We start from the raw sequence: 18264 nt of genomic DNA on the forward strand, positions 1-18264 counted from the left end.
TCACGACTGAATTTCTAAGTTCCATTGTTAAAAGGTAAAGTATCATGTCAGAATTAAATGAAAAATTCGCTTCAGCATGGCAAGGCTTTAATACAGGTGATTGGTCACAGGAAGTAAACGTCCGTGACTTCATCCAGAAAAACTACACCCCATTTGAAGGCGATGAGTCTTTCTTAGCTGGTGCTACAGACGCAACTACTGCTCTGTGGACGTCAGTTATGGAAGGCATCAAAATCGAAAACAGCACCCACGCTCCTGTCGATTTTGATACTGATATGCCGTCTACTATCACTTCCCACGATGCCGGTTATATCAACAAAGATTTAGAAAAAGTTGTTGGTCTGCAGACTGAGAAACCTCTGAAACGTGCGATGCTGCCGTTTGGTGGTATTCGTATGATCGAAAGTTCATGCCACGCCTATGGCCGTGAACTGAACCCGCAGATCGAAACAATCTTTACTGATTACCGTAAAACGCACAACCAGGGCGTGTTCGACGTTTATACTCCGGACATCGTTCGCTGCCGTAAATCAGGTGTTCTGACCGGTCTGCCTGATGCATACGGCCGTGGTCGTATCATTGGTGACTACCGTCGTGTTGCACTGTACGGTATCGACTACCTGATGAAAGACAAATTCGCACAGTTTACTTCTCTGCAAGCCAGATTAGAAAGCGGCGAAAACCTGCGTGATACCATTCAGCTGCGTGAAGAAATCGCTGAACAGCACCGTGCATTAGGCCAGATGAAAAAAATGGCTGCCAAATACGGTATGGATATTTCTGTTCCTGCTGCGAATGCGCAAGAAGCTGCACAGTGGACTTACTTCGGCTACCTGGCTGCTGTTAAGTCTCAGAACGGTGCTGCAATGTCCTTCGGTCGTGTTTCCACATTCCTGGATGTTTACATTCAGCGTGACCTGGAACAAGGCAAAATCACTGAAGTTGAAGCTCAGGAAATCGTTGACCACCTGATCATGAAACTGCGTATGGTCCGCTTCCTGCGTACCCCTGAATACGATGAACTGTTCTCAGGTGACCCAATCTGGGCAACTGAATCATTAGCAGGTATGGGCACCGATGGCCGTACTCTGGTAACGAAAAACAGCTTCCGTTTCCTGAATACCCTGTACACCATGGGTCCTTCACCAGAACCAAACATGACCATCCTGTGGTCAGAGCGTCTGCCGCTGAACTTCAAACGTTTCGCAGCGAAAGTGTCTATCGATACCTCTTCTGTACAGTATGAGAACGATGACCTGATGCGTCCTGACTTTGACAACGATGACTACGCTATCGCATGTTGCGTAAGCCCGATGATCGTTGGTAAACAAATGCAGTTCTTCGGCGCCCGTGCAAACATGGCTAAAACCCTGCTGTACGCGATAAATGGTGGTGTTGACGAAAAACTGAAAATCCAGGTTGGTCCTAAACACGAACCAATTCATACAGATATTCTGGATTATGAAGTTGTTATGGCGCGTCTGGACGAGTTCATGGACTGGCTGGCAACTAACTATGTCACCGCTCTGAACTGCATCCACTACATGCACGACAAATACAGCTACGAAGCAGCGCTGATGGCTCTGCATGACCGTGATGTATATCGTACAATGGCATGTGGTATCGCTGGTCTGTCTGTTGCAGCTGACTCACTGTCTGCTATCAAATATGCGAAAGTAAGCCCGATCATTGACGAAAGCGGCCTGGCTGTTGACTTCAAAATTGACGGTGAATATCCGCAGTTTGGTAACAATGATTCACGCGTTGATGACATCGCATGTGACATCGTTGAACGTTTCATGAAGAAAATTCAGAAACACCACATGTACCGTAACGCGGTTCCGACTCAGTCAATTCTGACTATCACATCTAACGTTGTGTATGGTAAGAAAACCGGTAACACCCCTGATGGTCGTCGCGCAGGCGCGCCATTCGGACCAGGTGCTAACCCTATGCACGGTCGTGACCAGAAAGGTGCTGTTGCCTCTCTGACTTCAGTTGCAAAACTGCCGTTTGCTTACGCGAAAGATGGTATCTCTTATACCTTCTCTATCGTACCAAACGCATTAGGTAAAGATGACGATGTTCGTCGTACTAACCTGGCCGGCCTGATGGATGGTTATTTCCACCACGAATCAAGCGTCGAAGGTGGTCAGCATCTGAACGTGAACGTAATGAACCGTGAAATGCTGTTAGAAGCCATGGAAGATCCTGAGAAATATCCTCAGCTGACCATCCGTGTATCCGGTTATGCAGTTCGTTTCAACTCACTGACCAAAGAACAGCAGAAAGACGTTATTACCCGTACATTCACAAAATCCATGTAATTTGTGCGGTAACCATTTGCTGTCTTATTAAAATAACATAAACTAAAAGGCCCCTCTGTTTCGGGGCCTTTATTATAACTGGTCAGTTTTGGAGTAATCCTGTCATGTCTGTACTTGGTCGAATTCACTCTTTCGAATCCTGCGGCACCGTTGATGGTCCGGGGATCCGCTTTATCATCTTCTTTCAGGGCTGTCTGATGCGCTGCCTGTATTGCCATAACCGCGATACCTGGGACTTGCATGGTGGTCAGGAAGTGACTGTTGACGAGTTAATGAAAGAAGCTACCACTTACCGTCATTTTATGAACGCTTCCGGCGGCGGCGTAACCGCATCCGGTGGTGAAGCAATATTGCAGGCTGAATTTGTGCGTGACTGGTTCCGTGCCTGTAAAAAAGAAGGGATCCATACCTGTCTGGACACCAACGGATTTGTCCGTCGTTATGACCCTGTAATCGACGAATTAATGGAAGTGACTGATCTTGTCATGCTGGATTTAAAACAACTCGATGACAGCATTCACCAGAATTTAGTCGGCGTTTCCAACCACCGCACATTACAGTTCGCCCGTTATCTGGCTGAACGTAATCAGAAAACCTGGATCCGTTACGTTGTCGTGCCGGGCTGGTCTGATGATGAACATTCCGCACATCTTCTCGGCGATTTCACCAAAGATATGAAAAATATTGAGAAGATCGAATTATTGCCTTACCACGAATTAGGTAAGCATAAGTGGACAGCAATGAATGAAGAATACAAACTTGATGGTGTAAACCCGCCGTCAAAAGAGACCATGGAAAAAGTAAAATCTATCCTCGAAAGCTATGGTCACAAAGTAATGTATTAAGTTCTTAATCTTTTTTAACAGCACACTCCGGTGTGCTGTTTTTGTTTGTGGTTGTTTTATAAATTCTTTTTCCTGCTATTTTTTTATCCTGAGCAACCGTTAAGACAAAGGATAATAAAAATGCGCATAAATAATTCACATACACTTCCCCGCACAAGCCTTTCCTCCCGCAAGATTTCCCCTCAGACTGAAAATCACACTGTCACAAAAGAGAGTCAGCGACCCGGAATCCCCGGCATTGAAACGGGGCATGCACAGGTGATAAATCTGACCGGGCTTGCAGAAGAGCATTTGCAGCCATTACAGGCATTGGCTGAAAAAGAACAACTCGTTATCAGTTTTCGTCCGGTTGAACAGGTGGCGACCGGTCTTATCAGCGCCGGTTATCCGACTAAAAATTTCAGTATTAAAGGAAAAAGTTCAAATTGGGGACCGATGGCGGGTTTTATTCCTGTTGACCAGTTTTACAGCAAATTATGCGGACAAAAACATAAAACGGAGATAATGAATAAAAAAGTAGCGCAATGCATTGAACAGGAACATGCCGGGACGCAGCATCTGCGGCTCTCTGAGAGCAGGATAAATGAACTTGTTACCATGGGATTACTTACGCGGCATCAACCGGATGCACAAGGTCATATAACGCTGGATGCCGTATCACCCCACGGACATCATCACCCCTTTACAGCAAAACCGGAGCCTGACGGACAATTTCTTATCTATAATACAAAAAAAGATAATACAAAAAAAAGAGATGCCGGTCATGGTACTCAGTGCCCCTGACGTCAATATGCCTTTAACCGCCGATTATGACCTGATGATTGTCGCACCACGCACAGAAAATTTCGGCGGTCAGGATATTGCGCATAATCCGGACGTCAGTGCAGACGCTTTTGCAGAGAAACGCCCTTATCTGCTTCGCCGGGGATCAACAACAGAAGCGATACACCGCGAGCTGCTGGGGCGCGAAGATCCAAAGCTTGGTAATAGTACCCCGAGAATTGCCGCACTTATTCCGCAAATTAATGCAGCGGTTAACCGGACAAAAGGTACAGAGGTTGTGCATCACAGCATGGATGCCACAAACCCCGGGTCTGATATGCAATCTAATTTTCCTGTGACATTTTTCTTACCCGAACCGGTTGCCGGGCTGCCACCTGTACTGCTGGCGCAGGATATAGAGGGATTACGGTTCATCGTACACACTCTGGAGTGTAACGGATTTATGGTGCCGCATAATCCGCTGTGGAGTGGTGATTTCCCGTCACTGCGCAGAGAAAGTTTTGAAGCCACACGACGGTTGTTTAATACATTGTAATTATTCAGAATATATCTGTTTATAATAAAAATCCCGCTGGTTTTCACCGGCGGGATTTTTTTATGTATCTGATAACGTAACCGGACAATCAGCCGATATGTGTCAGGCCTTTCATGTACGGACGCAGTGCTTCAGGAACTTCAATACGGCCATCAGCCTGCTGATAGTTTTCCATGATAGCAACCAGCGTACGGCCAACTGCCAGACCCGAGCCATTCAGGGTATGAACCAGCTGCGTTTTCTTATCTTCTTTACTGCGAAAACGTGCCTGCATACGGCGTGACTGGAAGTCACGGCAGTTTGAGCAGGAAGAAATTTCACGGTACGTATTCTGTGCCGGCACCCAGACTTCCAGGTCATAAGTCTTACTGGAGCCAAAGCCGATATCACCGGTGCAAAGCAGGACTTTGCGGTATGGCAGATTCAGTAACTGAAGGACTTTTTCTGCATGACCGGTTAATTCTTCCAGTGCTTCCATCGATTTTTCAGGATGCACAATCTGAACCAGCTCAACTTTATCAAACTGGTGCATACGGATAAGACCACGGGTATCACGACCATACGAACCGGCTTCAGAGCGGAAGCAAGGAGTATGAGCAGTCATACGCATCGGCAGGTCGGCTTCATCCAGAATCTCATCACGAACAAGGTTAGTCACCGGGACTTCCGCTGTCGGGATCAGAGCATAGCTGCTGGTTTCAGATTCTTCTTCCAGTGGCTTGGTATGGAATAAATCACCGGCGAATTTCGGCAGCTGACCTGTTCCGTACAGTGTGTCCTGATTGACCAGGTACGGCACATAGATTTCCTGATAGCCGTGCTGTTCAGTATGCAGATCCAGCATAAACTGAGCAATAGCACGATGCATGCGGGCAATCTGACCTTTCATAACCACAAAACGTGCGCCGGTCAGTTTTACCGCAGCAGGGAAATCCAGCCCGCCCGTCAGTTCACCCAGGGCAACGTGATCGCGCACTTCAAAATCATACTGCTTAGGTTCACCCCAGCGGCTGACTTCGAGATTTTCGCTGTCATCTTTACCCATCGGAACGACGTCATCCGGAATATTCGGGATATTCAGGGAAATAGTGCGTATCGCGCCCTGCACTTCATCAAGCTCAGATTTGGCGGCATCCAGCTTTGCCCCCAGCTGATTGACATCCAGCCGCAGCGATTCAATATCTTCACCGCGCGCCTTCGCCTCACCAATGGACTTCGATCGGGAGTTACGGTCAGCCTGTAAGGTTTCAGTCTCAACTTGTAAAACTTTGCGGCGCTCTTCAAGAGTGCGCAGCGTGTCCACATCCAGGGTAAAACCCCTGCGAGCCAGCTTTTCGGCAACCGCGTTCAGCTCATTACGCAGTAAATTTGGATCGAGCATGCTATTCCTGTGCTTGTTGTTATTAACGTGAGTGTTAGTAACTAAAGTGCAACTAATAAAATATGATTAAATAATTATTTAATCTCATTAGTGCAGTTGTTATTAACGCGACAATAAAATGCTTTAATACTCTCTGCCGCCCGCTGAATACCGCGGTGAACATATTGTGTGTTTTAAAGCATTTACCCATTTTGACAATTAATACCTTACCGCAACCGTGGCGTTAACGGTAGCGTTTTATCGGGCTATTTTGATCCTGCTCAGCAAGCCAGCTGAGTTTCTCACCAATTTTACTTTCCATTCCCCGGTTTGCCGGAAAATAGTAGCGGGTATCCCGCATTTCAGCCGGAAAATAGACCTCTCCGGCAGCATAAGCATTGGTTTCATCATGAGCGTAGCGGTACTCTTTGCCCAGCCCCATCTCTTTCATCAGTTTTGTCGGCGCATTGCGCAGATGCTCAGGCACATCATAATCGCGCCCCTCTTTTGCATCCCGCATTGCCGCTTTAAACGCGCTGTAAACGGCATTGCTTTTCGGCGCACACGCAAGATAAACAATCGCCTGTGCTATCGCCCGCTCGCCTTCGGCAGGGCCGACACGGGTAAAGCAGTCCCACGCGGAAACCGCTACCTGCATCGCGCGCGGATCAGCATTTCCCACATCTTCAGAGGCAATAGCCAGCAGACGCCGCGCCACATAGAGCGGATCGCCACCGGCGGTAATAATCCGCGCATACCAGTAAAGTGCCGCATCCGGCGCTGAGCCACGTACGGATTTATGCAGTGCGGAGATAAGATCGTAATAGCGATCACCGTTTTTATCAAAACGCGCACTACGCTCACCGCTGACTTCTTTCAGAAGTTCAGTGGTCAGTATGCGCTTACCATCAGCACTGACCTCCGCCATATCTGCCATCATTTCCAGCACATTGAGCGAACGGCGGGCATCCCCGCTGACCAGTTCCGCGAGCAGTGTCCGCGTTTCGTCCGGCAGAATAATATTTTGCCCGCCAAGACCACGCTCAGAATCATTCAGCGCCTGAATCAGAACGCTTTCGATATCTTCCGGTGTCAGGGATTTAAGCAGATAAACGCGGGCGCGGGACAACAGCGCAGAATTGAGTTCAAACGAGGGGTTTTCGGTGGTGGCACCAATAAAGGTAACGGTTCCGTCTTCAATATGAGGCAGAAACGCATCCTGCTGGCTTTTATTAAAGCGGTGAACCTCATCCACAAATAAAATGGTGCGCCGTCCCAGATTGCGGTTCTGACGCGCACGTTCGATGGCTTCGCGGATCTCTTTCACGCCGGACGTTACCGCCGAAAGGCGTTCAATATCTGCATCTGCATAATGACCAATCACTTCTGCCAGCGTCGTTTTGCCGGTGCCGGGTGGTCCCCACAGGATCATGGAATGAAGTTGTCCGGCGCGGATAGCGCGGGGCAGAGGTTTTCCCTCCGCCAGCAGGTGTGTTTGTCCTATGTACTGTTCCAGCGTCTCCGGCCGCATTCTGGCGGCCAGAGGCTGATAGTCATTTTTGGAAAAATCGAGAGAGAAGTTAGTCACTGACGCCTCATTATTGACGCTGATCGTCCAGTGTAACTCCCTCCGGCAGTGTAAAGGTGAATTTACTCATATTCACGTCTGTACTCTGCTGACCTTTGAGCTGATAGGTACTTTTCTGACCATCCTGCTCAACGGCGGCAAACTGCTGAATGGTGCCTTCCGGAGTTACGGTGATAGTAAACACTTTCAGATTGCCGTTATTTACTTTCGGCTTCAGTTCAAAACTGTCGCCACGCTGACTTACCATGTATTGCTGCCAGTCTGACGGGTCATTGCGGGTGATCAGCATAAACGGGGTATTCTGTGTGGCATCTTTGAGCCGGGTGGCAGTCGCCTGCTCGACAAACGGGTTATAAAACCACAGCGTTTTACCGTCAGAAACCAGCACACTCTCATCCGGCGGGCTCATCTGCCAGTTAAACAGGTTCGGGCGTTTTACCCACAGGTCGCCGGTACCTTCCTGAACAAGCGCACCATCTGCATCAGTGACTTTCTGCGAAAAATTCGCATGAAAACTGTTCACTTTTCCTAAACGCGTCTGAAGATCACTGCGGGTATCGGCATGTGCCGCACTGACTGGTAATCCTGCCAGCAGGCAGGTTGTGATAAACACCTTTTTCATGTGTGTATTCCTGATGATGCGTTTGGGTAATCAGCTGCCGCCGGTTTTGTTCCGGCGGCATGCTTATTAAAAACTGTTCGGCGGTGGTGCCAGGACTTCCCGGTTTCCGTTATGGCCCGGTTCACTGACAATCGACTGCGCTTCCATCTGTTCGACAATTCGTGCCGCGCGATTATACCCGATACGGAACTGACGCTGCACGCCGGAAATAGAAACACGGCGTTTTTCTGTGACAAATTGTACCGCCTGGTCAAACAACGGATCCAGATCTTCATCACTGTCTGCTCCGCCGCCCTCGCTGTCGTCTCCCCCGCGGGTAATATTATCGATATATTCAGGGCGTCCGCGGGCTTTCCAGTCATTAACCACCGCATGCACTTCCTGGTCACGGACAAACGCACCATGTACCCGCAGCGGTGCATTCGCGCCCTGCGGCAGGTAGAGCATGTCCCCGTTACCCAGTAATGATTCCGCGCCGCTCTGGTCAAGAATGGTCCGCGAGTCAATTTTACTGGAAACCGTAAATGCAATTCGCGTCGGGATATTGGCTTTGATAAGCCCGGTAATCACATCCACAGACGGACGCTGTGTTGCCAGCACCAGATGAATACCTGCGGCACGCGCTTTCTGTGCCAGGCGGGCAATGTGTTCTTCCACTTTTTTCCCGGCGGTCATCATCAGGTCTGCGAATTCATCCACCATCACCACAATGTACGGCTCTTTTTTCAGTACCGGATGGGTGATTTCCATGCTGTCTGTCGGCTTCCAGTGCGGGTCCGGAATCGGGCGTCCCATGGATTCTGCCATTAGCACTTTTTCGTTGTAACCGGCAAGGTTACGCACCCCTAATGCAGACATCAGTTTATAGCGCCGTTCCATCTCTGCCACACACCAGTTCAGGGCATTGGCTGCATCTTTCATGTCCGTCACGACCTGGGTCAGCAGATGCGGAATACCTTCATAAACAGAGAGTTCCAGCATTTTCGGGTCAATCATAATAAAGCGGACATCTTCCGGTTTCGCTTTATATAAAATACTGATGATCATGGCGTTGACGCCGACTGATTTACCGGAGCCTGTTGTACCGGCAACCAGTAAGTGCGGCATTTTACCAAGATCAGCCACAACCGGCTGACCGGAGATATCTTTGCCCAGGACGATGGAGAGCGGCGACGGTGTATCACGGAATTCGTCGCAGTCCAGCACTTCCCGCAGGTAAACGGTTTCACGTTTTTCATTCGGCAGTTCAAGCCCGACATACGGCTTGCCCGGAATCACCTCCACCACACGCACCGCCTCAGTGGACAGTGAACGGGCAAGGTCACGCGACAGGTTAGAAATACGCGAAGCTTTCACACCCGGAGCCAGATCCAGCTCAAAACGGGTAATAACCGGACCCGGTTCATAACCGACAACCTGCGCTTTGATACGGAAATCATTCAGCCGCGCTTCAATCAGACGGGCGGTTTGCTCCATCGCGAATTCATCCACCGGCTCGAATGAATCAGGCGGGGATGCCAGTAAATCCAGTGACGGCATTGGCGTGGTTGATTTCGGCAGCGGCTGGTCATTACGCACCAGGAACGGATGGAACAGACTCTCTTCCATCTGTTTTTGTAATTGTGTCTGCGGCGTGTCCGGCACATAGTCAGTGACCGGCGGACTGACAACTGCAGGTTGAACAGGCTGCGGTGCGCTATACGACGGATAAACCGGTGCCGGTTCTGCGGCAGGAACAATCACCGGGGTCGGGATAAACAACGGCTCTGCCGGTTCTGAATTAATCAGATCATCTACCGGTGAAAGTGCTTTCAGCTGCGCCAGATCAGATAAAATAGCATTTGCCTGACCACTGTAGCGCTGCTGCTGCATCGACAGGAATTCATCCTGAAGACGCTGCGCTTCCTGCTCATTTTGTTCGTTTTCTTCAGCCTGTTCTTCCGCCGCCTGTAATGTGTGGCTATCCGGCACAGATGAGGTTGCCGCAAACGAATGGTGGCTGACCGGCGCCTGATAAGCAGAGGGAACCGGTATAAAGGCGGAAGATACCCCGGACGCACTCTCCGGTGACGGATGCACCGGTGCTGCTACAGCAGGCGTTTCATCTTCATCACCATAGCGGGTGCGCTGCTGAGCCATAAATTCTTCATGTAAACGCGCCTGTAACGCATCATCTTCATCTGCCTGAGTGTGTTCCTGAGCATCTTCACCCTGATGCTGCTGCACAAATTCATCCTGTTCCTGACGCAGGCGATCCATCTCCGCCTCACGCTGAGACGGAATACGGATACCATAAAGCTCGCGGCGGGTCGGAATACGCACCGGATTCGGACGGGGTAATTCGGGACCAATCCCCTGTTTTACCTGCGTAAAACCGGAGACAGCGGCAGTGGCGGCAGCAATTGCCGCTGTATTATACATCCCGCGATTATCGTCATCTGACGGTTCCGGAAGATCAAATGTAAAGACCGGCTCTGTACGCCCGTTGTCCGCAAAATGGCTGTAAGCCGACGTATCCGCAGGCTGATGCCATGACGAACTCACCGGCTCAGGTTCCGGCTCAACTTTCGGTTCAACTTCCGGAAGCGAGATCGGCGCATTGAGATCCAGTGTTGTCCGGTACGCATCCGGCACGTCAAAATGATAGTGTACCGGGGTTTCCGGTTCAGGTTCTGCCGGTGCTATATCTTCGATATCTGCGATAGCATTCGTCAGTACCGGTACTGCCTGAACAGGAATTGTCAGTGCATCAGCCGGTGCAGAACACGCCAGTTCGGCGGCAGTCGGTGCAAAAAGCAGAACATCGTCTTCATCTGCAATATCACGGTCGTAATACGTCTGTTCCTGTGCACTGCTTTGTGAGACAGATGCAGCCGCACCTGTCAGCTCAGGCGTTCCGGCTGATGGTAATTCACGGCGGGACGCATCAGGGATATCGTCGTCAGCTTCATCAATATCATCGTCATACTCATCATTATAAGTATCGTCATCATAAGCATCGTCATCTTCATGCGTACCGTAATCATCCTCATAGCGCTCGCGGGATCGGTTGGTGATAAAGGTGACGGGAGAGAGCACCGCAGCCCCCAGCTTTTCAGCGATGGTGACCCACGACCAGCCGGTCAGCAGCATCAGTCCGACAGACCACAGACACAGCAAAGCAAGTGTTGCGCCCAGCGCATTAAACCACGGCACCAGCGCCGTGCTGAATAAGCTGCCGATAACCCCGCCTGCCGCGAAGTTTTTCATGTCGTCCACATTCAGGGACGCCAGGGCGCAGGAGGAGAGAATTAAAGCAAGACCCCCGATGATACGCATCGAAAGTGAAAAGAAATCAACGTAGTCTTTGTTTTCGTTACTGCGAAAAGCCGACCAGCACCCCAGAACCATCAGCGGGGGAACCGTGTAGGCTAAAATGCCAAAGGCGGAAAAAAGAATATCAGCGAACCATGCCCCGATACTGCCGGCAAGGTTTTGCACCGGCTCATGCCAGGTGGTTTGTGACCAGCTCGGGTCTGACGGACTGAAAGATAAGAGAGCGACCAGCAAAAAGACGGCGCACAGCCCGGTGACAATCAGAACGGCTTCCAGCAGCCAGCGGCCACTGCTGATTTTTTTAAATTTGATGTGTTTGTCTTCTGTATATTCCTGGCTCATGTCCATTCCGGCCCGCAAGGTCCGGTTTCCCTGTCAGTAAAACGGAACAACGCTGAGTATAGCTCAGCGTTGAAACTGTATGCATAAACAGGAGTGTACCTAATTTTATCCCGTTTTGCACATGACACAGGAAACAAATTAACGCGTCTTAATGACCAGACGGTTACTTTGTTTGACCTCTTCCATCACAACATATGTGCGGGTATCGTTAACACCGGGCAGACGCAGAAGCGTTTCACCCAGAAGTTTACGATAAGCGGACATGTCCGGCACACGTGTTTTGAGCAGGTAATCGAAATCACCGGATACCAGATGGCACTCCTGAATCTCTTCCAGTTTCTGCACGGCGGTGTTGAACTGTTCAAACACATCCGGCGCACCACGGTTGAGGGTGATTTCCACGAAGACCAGCAGGGACGCATCTAAGTAATGCGGATTCAGCAGCGCGGTATAGCCGGTGATAAATCCCTGACGCTCTAAACGGCGGACACGTTCCAGACACGGAGTAGGTGATAAACCCACACGCTTGGAAAGTTCGACGTTAGAAATACGGCCATCTTTCTGCAATTCGTTCAGAATATTCCTGTCAATTCTGTCAAGATCTTTACCCGGACGCTTTTTGTTATCAATCATCTCGTTATCTCTCTTATTTTACTATTTTCCTACACCCATAACACTTCCCTTACCTGACTAACAAAATCAGAACCGGAAAATATGCTCTCAGGCCAAGTCTTTGCATATCTAATTATGAAAAATGCGCAGCTGGCGCCAGCTACCAGGACATTCAGATTATTATTACTTTATAGTCGTAAACAGAAATTACCATGCTTCGTCATCAGTACAAACACATCATCAGTGTAATAATATGGATTAACCTGACGGATAAAAATCTCTTACATAGATGTTTTCGCAAATGCGCAGCCGATTGTCAAAGCAAATGAACAAAAATCAGAACAACCTGTCGATTAAAATTACAGAAAAACGTTTCGCTGACAAACAGGACGTGCTTTTGGTGTGATATTCAAACAACTTAGGAATCTTCTGAATAATTACTTTCGCGTACAATCCCCTAAATAGCGACTCATTTGCGGACAGTTTCAATTTTGTGCTCTGTTATTCTTATTCCTTCTTTATTGCTTTTTTTACCTTCCCGTTTCTCCTACAATCTTGTGCATGCTTTTTTGCCATTCTGTTAATGAGGTGTTCATGAGCGCGACCAGACACAGTAAGTTAATTATTCTGGGTTCCGGCCCTGCCGGTTATACCGCCGCCGTTTATGCGGCGCGTGCCAATTTAAACCCGGTACTTATCACCGGTGTGGAAGTCGGTGGTCAGCTGACCACCACCACTGAGGTGGAAAACTGGCCGGGTGACCCGGAAGGTTTAACCGGACCGGGTCTGATGGAGCGCATGCAGGCGCACGCAGAAAAATTTGAAACTGAAATTATCAACGATTATATCAACTCTGTTGATTTCAGTCAGCGTCCGTTTACCCTGCGGGGCGACAGCGTAACCTATACCTGTGACGCGTTAATCATCGCCACAGGCGCATCTGCCCGTTATATCGGTCTGCCGTCCGAAGAAGCCTTCAAAGGTCGTGGTGTCTCCGCCTGTGCGACCTGTGACGGTTTTTTCTATCGTAATCAAAAAGTTGCCGTTGTCGGCGGCGGAAATACCGCTGTTGAAGAAGCGCTTTATCTCTCCAATATTGCCTCAGAAGTGCATCTGATTCACCGCCGGGACAGCTTCCGCGCAGAGAAAATTCTGATCAACCGTCTGATGGATAAAGTGAAAAACGGCAATATCGTTCTTCACACTGATCGCACCCTGGACGAGGTTTTGGGTGATAATTCCGGTGTAACCGGGGTTCGTCTGCGTGATACCGGAACCGGTGCGGCAGAAGATCTGACTGTTATGGGCTGCTTTATCGCGATTGGTCACAGCCCGAATACGGCGATTTTTGATGGTCAGCTGGATCTTGAAAACGGCTATATCCGTGTTGAGTCCGGTACTCATGGCAACGCAACCCAAACCTCTGTCGCCGGTATTTTTGCCGCCGGTGATGTGATGGATCATATCTACCGTCAGGCGATTACCTCTGCGGGAACCGGTTGCATGGCAGCACTGGATGCAGAGCGGTTTATTGACAGCCTCGCTGACAAATAATCCTGTTTTTTCAAGGCGCTATATCTGTAGCGCCTTTTCGTGTACCATGACATTACCCTGCTGATTTCAGCCTTTGTTTTACTTATCACCTGCATACAGACAAAATGGATAAATCAAGACAGTCAGAACTCATCCGCTGGTTAAAATTACAGGCGGCTCCTGCACGGAAATGGTTACGTCTCTCTATGCTGCTGGGCGTATTCAGCGGCTTACTGATTATCGCTCAGGCATGGTGTCTCGCGATCCTCCTTCAGTCACTCATTATGGAGCATGTTCCGCGTGAACAATTGCTCACTCCCTTTGCTATCCTGATCGCATTATTTGTTGTCCGTGCCATTGTCGCGGCTATCCGTGAACGGGTCGGTTTTATCTGCGGGCAACTGGTGCGCCGCGATATCCGCCGGACGGTACTGGATAAGCTGGAGCAGCTCGGACCGGTGCGGGTGAAAGGCAAGCCAGCCGGAAGCTGGGCAACCATAATTCTTGAACAGATTGATGATATGCAGGAGTACTATTCGCGTTATCTGCCGCAAATGACCCTGTCAGCAACAATCCCCCTGCTTATCCTGATAACACTCTTCCCGATCAACTGGGTGGCAGCGCTTATCCTGCTGATTACAGCACCACTTATCCCGGTCTTTATGGCGCTGGTCGGATTGGGTGCGGCTGATGCCAACCGCCGTAACTTTCAGGCGCTGAGCCGCCTGAGCGGGGATTTTCTCGATCGCCTGCGCGGGCTGGAAACTATCCGCTTCTTCCATCGCGGACGCGAGGAAGTTAAACAGATTGACAGCGCAACCGAAGATTTCCGTTCGCGCACGATGGAAGTGCTGCGCATGGCATTTCTCTCCTCCGCTGTTCTCGAATTTTTTGCTGCCATTTCAATTGCGGTGGTTGCCGTTTATTTCGGTTTCTCCTACCTCGGCGAATTGAATTTCGGCAGTTACGGTGTTCCGGTAACCCTGTTTGCCGGGTTTATCGCCCTGATTTTAGCGCCTGAGTTTTTCCAGCCCCTGCGTGACCTCGGCACCTATTATCACGCCAAAGCCCAGGCTGTCGGCGCGGCAGAATCCCTGGTGACGCTGCTGAGCGCCGGCGGTGAACCGGAAGATGCGCCGCGCACTGTGCCGTTGATACCGGCGGAACAGATTGCCGTTACCGCAACAGATTTGATTATTTATGCCCCGTCAGGGGAAAAACTGGCCGGTCCCCTCAATTTCACCCTGAATGCCGGGCAGCGTATCGCGCTGGTCGGACAGAGCGGCGCGGGGAAAAGCTCCCTGCTTAATCTGCTGCTGGGTTTTCTGCCTTATGACGGCAGCATAAAAATCAATCAGCAGGAACTGCGGGATATTTTACCGGAAAGCTGGCGCGCGCAGCTCAGCTGGGTCGGGCAAAACCCGCATCTGCCGGAACAGACTATCCTGGATAATATCAGCCTTGGTCGCCCGTCAGCATCACCCGCAGATATTGAGGCGGTGATGGAAAAAGCCTATGTCAGCGATTTTATCCATTTGCTGCCAGAGGGTGTTGATACGGTCGTCGGTGACAGCGCCGCACGGCTGTCTGTCGGACAAGCGCAGCGTATTGCGGTTGCACGCGCCCTGCTTAATCCGTGCCATCTGCTGCTGCTCGATGAACCATCAGCCAGCCTGGATGCACACAGTGAAGAGCGGGTGATGAGCGCTCTGAATGATGCCGCCCGCCGTCAGAGCACACTGCTGGTCACTCACCTGCTGGAAGAAACGCGCGATTACGATGAGATCTGGGTGATGGAAAAAGGATTGATTATTGAGCAGGGAACCTATGCCTCCCTGCAACAGCAACAGGGCACCTTTGCACAGTTGCTGTCACACCGGACGGGGGATCTGTAATTATGCGTGTTTTGCTGCCGTATTTAGCCCTTTACCGCCGCCACTGGTTTCTGTTGTCTCTCGGCATTGTGCTGGCAATTGCCACGCTGCTTGCCAGTATCGGACTGCTGACACTCTCCGGCTGGTTCCTGGCGGGTACCGCCATCGCCGGTATCCCGGGTATTACCTTTTTCAACTACATGTTACCGGCAGCCGGTGTGCGCGGTGCCGCGATTTCCCGTACCGCAGGACGCTATGCCGAGCGGCTGGTCAGTCACAGCGCGACGTTCCGCGTACTCAAACATCTGCGTGTGTTTGCCTTTGAAAAAATTCTGCCGCTGACACCGGGCGGAATAGCCCGTTTCCGTCAGGGCGAACTGCTCAACCGGCTGGTCGGCGATGTGGAAACGCTCGATCACCTCTATCTGCGCGTCATTTCGCCGATAGTCTCCGCTCTGGTGGTCATTGCTGTTCTGACATTCGGGCTCGGATTTCTTGATCAAAATCTTGCCTATGTGCTGGGCGGGTTTATGACCTTCCTGCTGTTTGCGCTGCCGGTGGTGTTTTACCGTGCCGGAAAGCCGATCGGTATTCAGCTGACCACACTGAGAGCGCAATACCGCACCCTGCTTACCAGCGCCTTACAGGGCCAGGCAGAGCTGACTGTTTTTGGTGCGCAGTACCGTTTCCGTGACCAGCTTGCAGAAATTGAACAGCGCTGGCTGATACAGCAACAGCGCCAGGCAGGTCTTACCGGGATGTCGCAGGCGATTATTATTTTAGCCACCGGATGTGCCGTTGCGCTGATGCTGTGGCTTGCCTCCGGTATTCAGTGGCCGTACCGCGAAAGCGGCGCCATTATCGCGCTGTTTGTCTTCTGTGCCCTTGCGGCGTTTGAAGCGCTCGGTCCGGTTGCGGTGGCATTCCAGCATCTGGGTCAGGTGATGACCTCGGCTGAGCGGGTATCGCAGATTGTGGATACCAAACCGGAAGTTACCTTCCCGGACAACGGACCGGCGGGCGCAGAGAAAGTCAGTGTGACACTCAGCGGCGTCGGATTTACCTATCCGGGACAACCGTTACCGGTGTTACAGGATGTCTCCCTGACACTGCGCGCAGGTGAACATATTGCGCTGCTGGGAAAAACCGGCTGCGGAAAATCCACATTGTTACAGCTGATTACCCGCGCCTGGGATGTCTCTGAGGGCAAAATTCTTATCAATGATAAGCATATTGCAGACTATGATGAACATACCCTGCGCTCACTGATGGCAGTCGTACCGCAACGTATTCATGTGTTCAATAATACGCTGCGGGCAAATCTGCATATCGGCGATATGCAGGCAACAGACACACAACTGAATGCGGTACTGTCGCAGGTCGGGCTGGATAATCTGCTGGACAATGATCAGGGACTGAACGGCTGGCTGGGTGAAGGCGGGCGTCAGTTGTCCGGCGGCGAGCAACGCCGTCTGGGGATTGCCCGTGCATTGCTGCATAATGCGCCGTTCCTGCTGCTGGATGAACCGACTGAAGGACTGGATGCCGATACCGAACAACATATCCTCGCCTTATTGCGGGACGTCGGACGTAACCGGACGATGTTAATCATCACCCACCGATTACAGGGCCTGGAACACATGGACACGCTCTGCGTGATGGATGACGGGCAAATAGCCGAACAAGGTACCCACGACGCGCTGCTGGCGCGCAGAGGGCGTTATTATCAGTTTGTGAACCGTCTTCCGGCTGTCACCGGAGCAATCTGATGCCATTTTATCAGTTAGAGGATGATCAGCTTGTTTTTCCGCCGGTAAGCGGTGCGCTGACAGACCCGGACGGATTGCTGGCAACCGGCGGGGATCTCTCCCCCGCCCGGCTGCTGCTGGCATACAGAGAAGGTATCTTTCCCTGGTACTCTCCGGATGAGCCGGTACTGTGGTGGTCACCCGATCCGCGGGCAGTATTGTTCCCGGCAGATCTGCATGTCAGCCGTTCTCTGCGAAAAATTCTGAAAAAACATCCTTACCGGGTGACACTGAATCAGGCGTTCGATCAGGTCATCAGCGCTTGTACCGTGCGGGATGAGGGGACCTGGATAGGGCCTGATATTGTCGCTGCCTATAACCGGCTGCATCAGGCAGGACGTGCTCATTCTGTCGAAGTGTGGGATGATAGCGCGCTGGTCGGCGGGCTGTATGGTCTGAATGTCGGATCTGTCTTTTGTGGCGAGTCAATGTTCAGCCGTGTCAGTAACGGATCAAAAATTGCGTTTATGACATTTTTTGCCCATTTTACCGGCTATGGCGGCACGTTATTTGATTGCCAGGTACTGAATGATTACACCAAATCTTTCGGTGCCTGTGAAATTGAGCGCCGTGAATTTATCCGGCAGCTTTATCAGCGGCGTGACATGCATTTACCACAAGAATGCTGGCAGCCACAGACTTTACACAGGAAATGATAGGATTTCGCCTGTTTTGCATCTTAAAAGCAGTGCTTAAAAAATATCATTCCTTTACATAATC

The 18264-nt window shown here is 50.7% G+C and carries 13 protein-coding genes; 8 read left to right on the plus strand and 5 right to left on the minus strand.

Annotated features, from left to right (window positions below):
- The first annotated feature begins 44 nt into the window (after window positions 1-44).
- The 4 genes from pflB to AYY16_RS20995 all read left to right on the plus strand — a co-directional run bounded on the left by pflB (window position 45) and on the right by AYY16_RS20995 (window position 4490).
- The gene (gene pflB, locus AYY16_RS07700; protein ID WP_067364149.1) at window positions 45-2327 is read left to right on the plus strand and encodes a formate C-acetyltransferase; all 2283 of its coding nucleotides are present in this window, start codon (window positions 45-47) and stop codon (window positions 2325-2327) included.
- A 104-nt stretch (window positions 2328-2431) separates the two neighbouring features.
- Window positions 2432-3172, plus strand: coding sequence for a pyruvate formate lyase 1-activating protein (pflA, locus tag AYY16_RS07705; protein WP_067364152.1), 741 nt, complete (start codon window positions 2432-2434; stop codon window positions 3170-3172).
- 120 nt (window positions 3173-3292) lie between these two features.
- Window positions 3293-3955: an anthrax toxin-like adenylyl cyclase domain-containing protein gene (locus AYY16_RS20990; RefSeq protein WP_067364155.1), complete on the plus strand. Its 663-nt coding sequence runs from the start codon at window positions 3293-3295 to the stop codon at window positions 3953-3955.
- Complete coding sequence (locus AYY16_RS20995) at window positions 3936-4490, plus strand: hypothetical protein (RefSeq protein ID WP_235846243.1); 555 nt, start codon at window positions 3936-3938, stop codon at window positions 4488-4490. The genes AYY16_RS20990 and AYY16_RS20995 overlap by 20 nt, the downstream gene beginning before the upstream one ends.
- An 88-nt stretch (window positions 4491-4578) precedes the next feature.
- Here the strand turns inward: AYY16_RS20995 and serS are convergent, their stop codons facing one another.
- From serS to lrp, 5 genes are all read right to left on the minus strand, one after another.
- Window positions 4579-5871 (minus strand): serine--tRNA ligase, encoded by a 1293-nt coding sequence (gene serS, locus AYY16_RS07720; RefSeq protein ID WP_067364160.1) that lies wholly within the window; start codon window positions 5869-5871, stop codon window positions 4579-4581.
- A gap of 223 nt (window positions 5872-6094) precedes the next feature.
- Entirely contained in the window at window positions 6095-7438 is a 1344-nt protein-coding gene (locus tag AYY16_RS07725; protein ID WP_067364161.1) for a replication-associated recombination protein A, read from the minus strand.
- A 10-nt stretch (window positions 7439-7448) separates the two neighbouring features.
- Window positions 7449-8060, minus strand: a complete 612-nt coding sequence (gene lolA / locus AYY16_RS07730) for an outer membrane lipoprotein chaperone LolA (RefSeq protein WP_067364164.1) — start codon at window positions 8058-8060, stop codon at window positions 7449-7451.
- Between the two features lie 66 nt (window positions 8061-8126).
- Window positions 8127-11723: a DNA translocase FtsK 4TM domain-containing protein gene (locus tag AYY16_RS07735; protein ID WP_396672180.1), complete on the minus strand. Its 3597-nt coding sequence runs from the start codon at window positions 11721-11723 to the stop codon at window positions 8127-8129.
- A gap of 132 nt (window positions 11724-11855) precedes the next feature.
- Window positions 11856-12350 (minus strand): leucine-responsive transcriptional regulator Lrp, encoded by a 495-nt coding sequence (lrp, locus tag AYY16_RS07740; RefSeq protein ID WP_004235807.1) that lies wholly within the window; start codon window positions 12348-12350, stop codon window positions 11856-11858.
- Between the two features lie 573 nt (window positions 12351-12923).
- Here lrp and trxB point away from each other — a divergent pair.
- The 4 genes from trxB (at window position 12924) to aat (ending at window position 18200) form a co-directional block, all read left to right on the plus strand.
- Window positions 12924-13883 carry a thioredoxin-disulfide reductase gene (gene trxB / locus AYY16_RS07745; RefSeq protein ID WP_067364170.1) on the plus strand — a complete coding sequence of 320 codons (960 nt, stop codon included), beginning with the start codon at window positions 12924-12926 and terminating at the stop codon, window positions 13881-13883.
- Between the two features lie 104 nt (window positions 13884-13987).
- A complete protein-coding gene (cydD, locus tag AYY16_RS07750; RefSeq protein ID WP_067364172.1) occupies window positions 13988-15757 on the plus strand; it encodes a heme ABC transporter permease/ATP-binding protein CydD in 1770 nt (589 codons plus the stop codon).
- A gap of 2 nt (window positions 15758-15759) precedes the next feature.
- A complete protein-coding gene (cydC, locus tag AYY16_RS07755; protein WP_067364174.1) occupies window positions 15760-17505 on the plus strand; it encodes a heme ABC transporter ATP-binding protein/permease CydC in 1746 nt (581 codons plus the stop codon).
- Window positions 17505-18200 (plus strand): leucyl/phenylalanyl-tRNA--protein transferase, encoded by a 696-nt coding sequence (aat, locus tag AYY16_RS07760; protein WP_067364178.1) that lies wholly within the window; start codon window positions 17505-17507, stop codon window positions 18198-18200. The genes cydC and aat overlap by 1 nt, the downstream gene beginning before the upstream one ends.
- The last annotated feature ends 64 nt before the right edge of the window (window positions 18201-18264 follow it).

The sequence above is a fragment of the Morganella psychrotolerans genome, from assembly GCF_001676155.1.
In the GTDB taxonomy this organism is placed as follows: domain Bacteria; phylum Pseudomonadota; class Gammaproteobacteria; order Enterobacterales; family Enterobacteriaceae; genus Morganella; species Morganella psychrotolerans.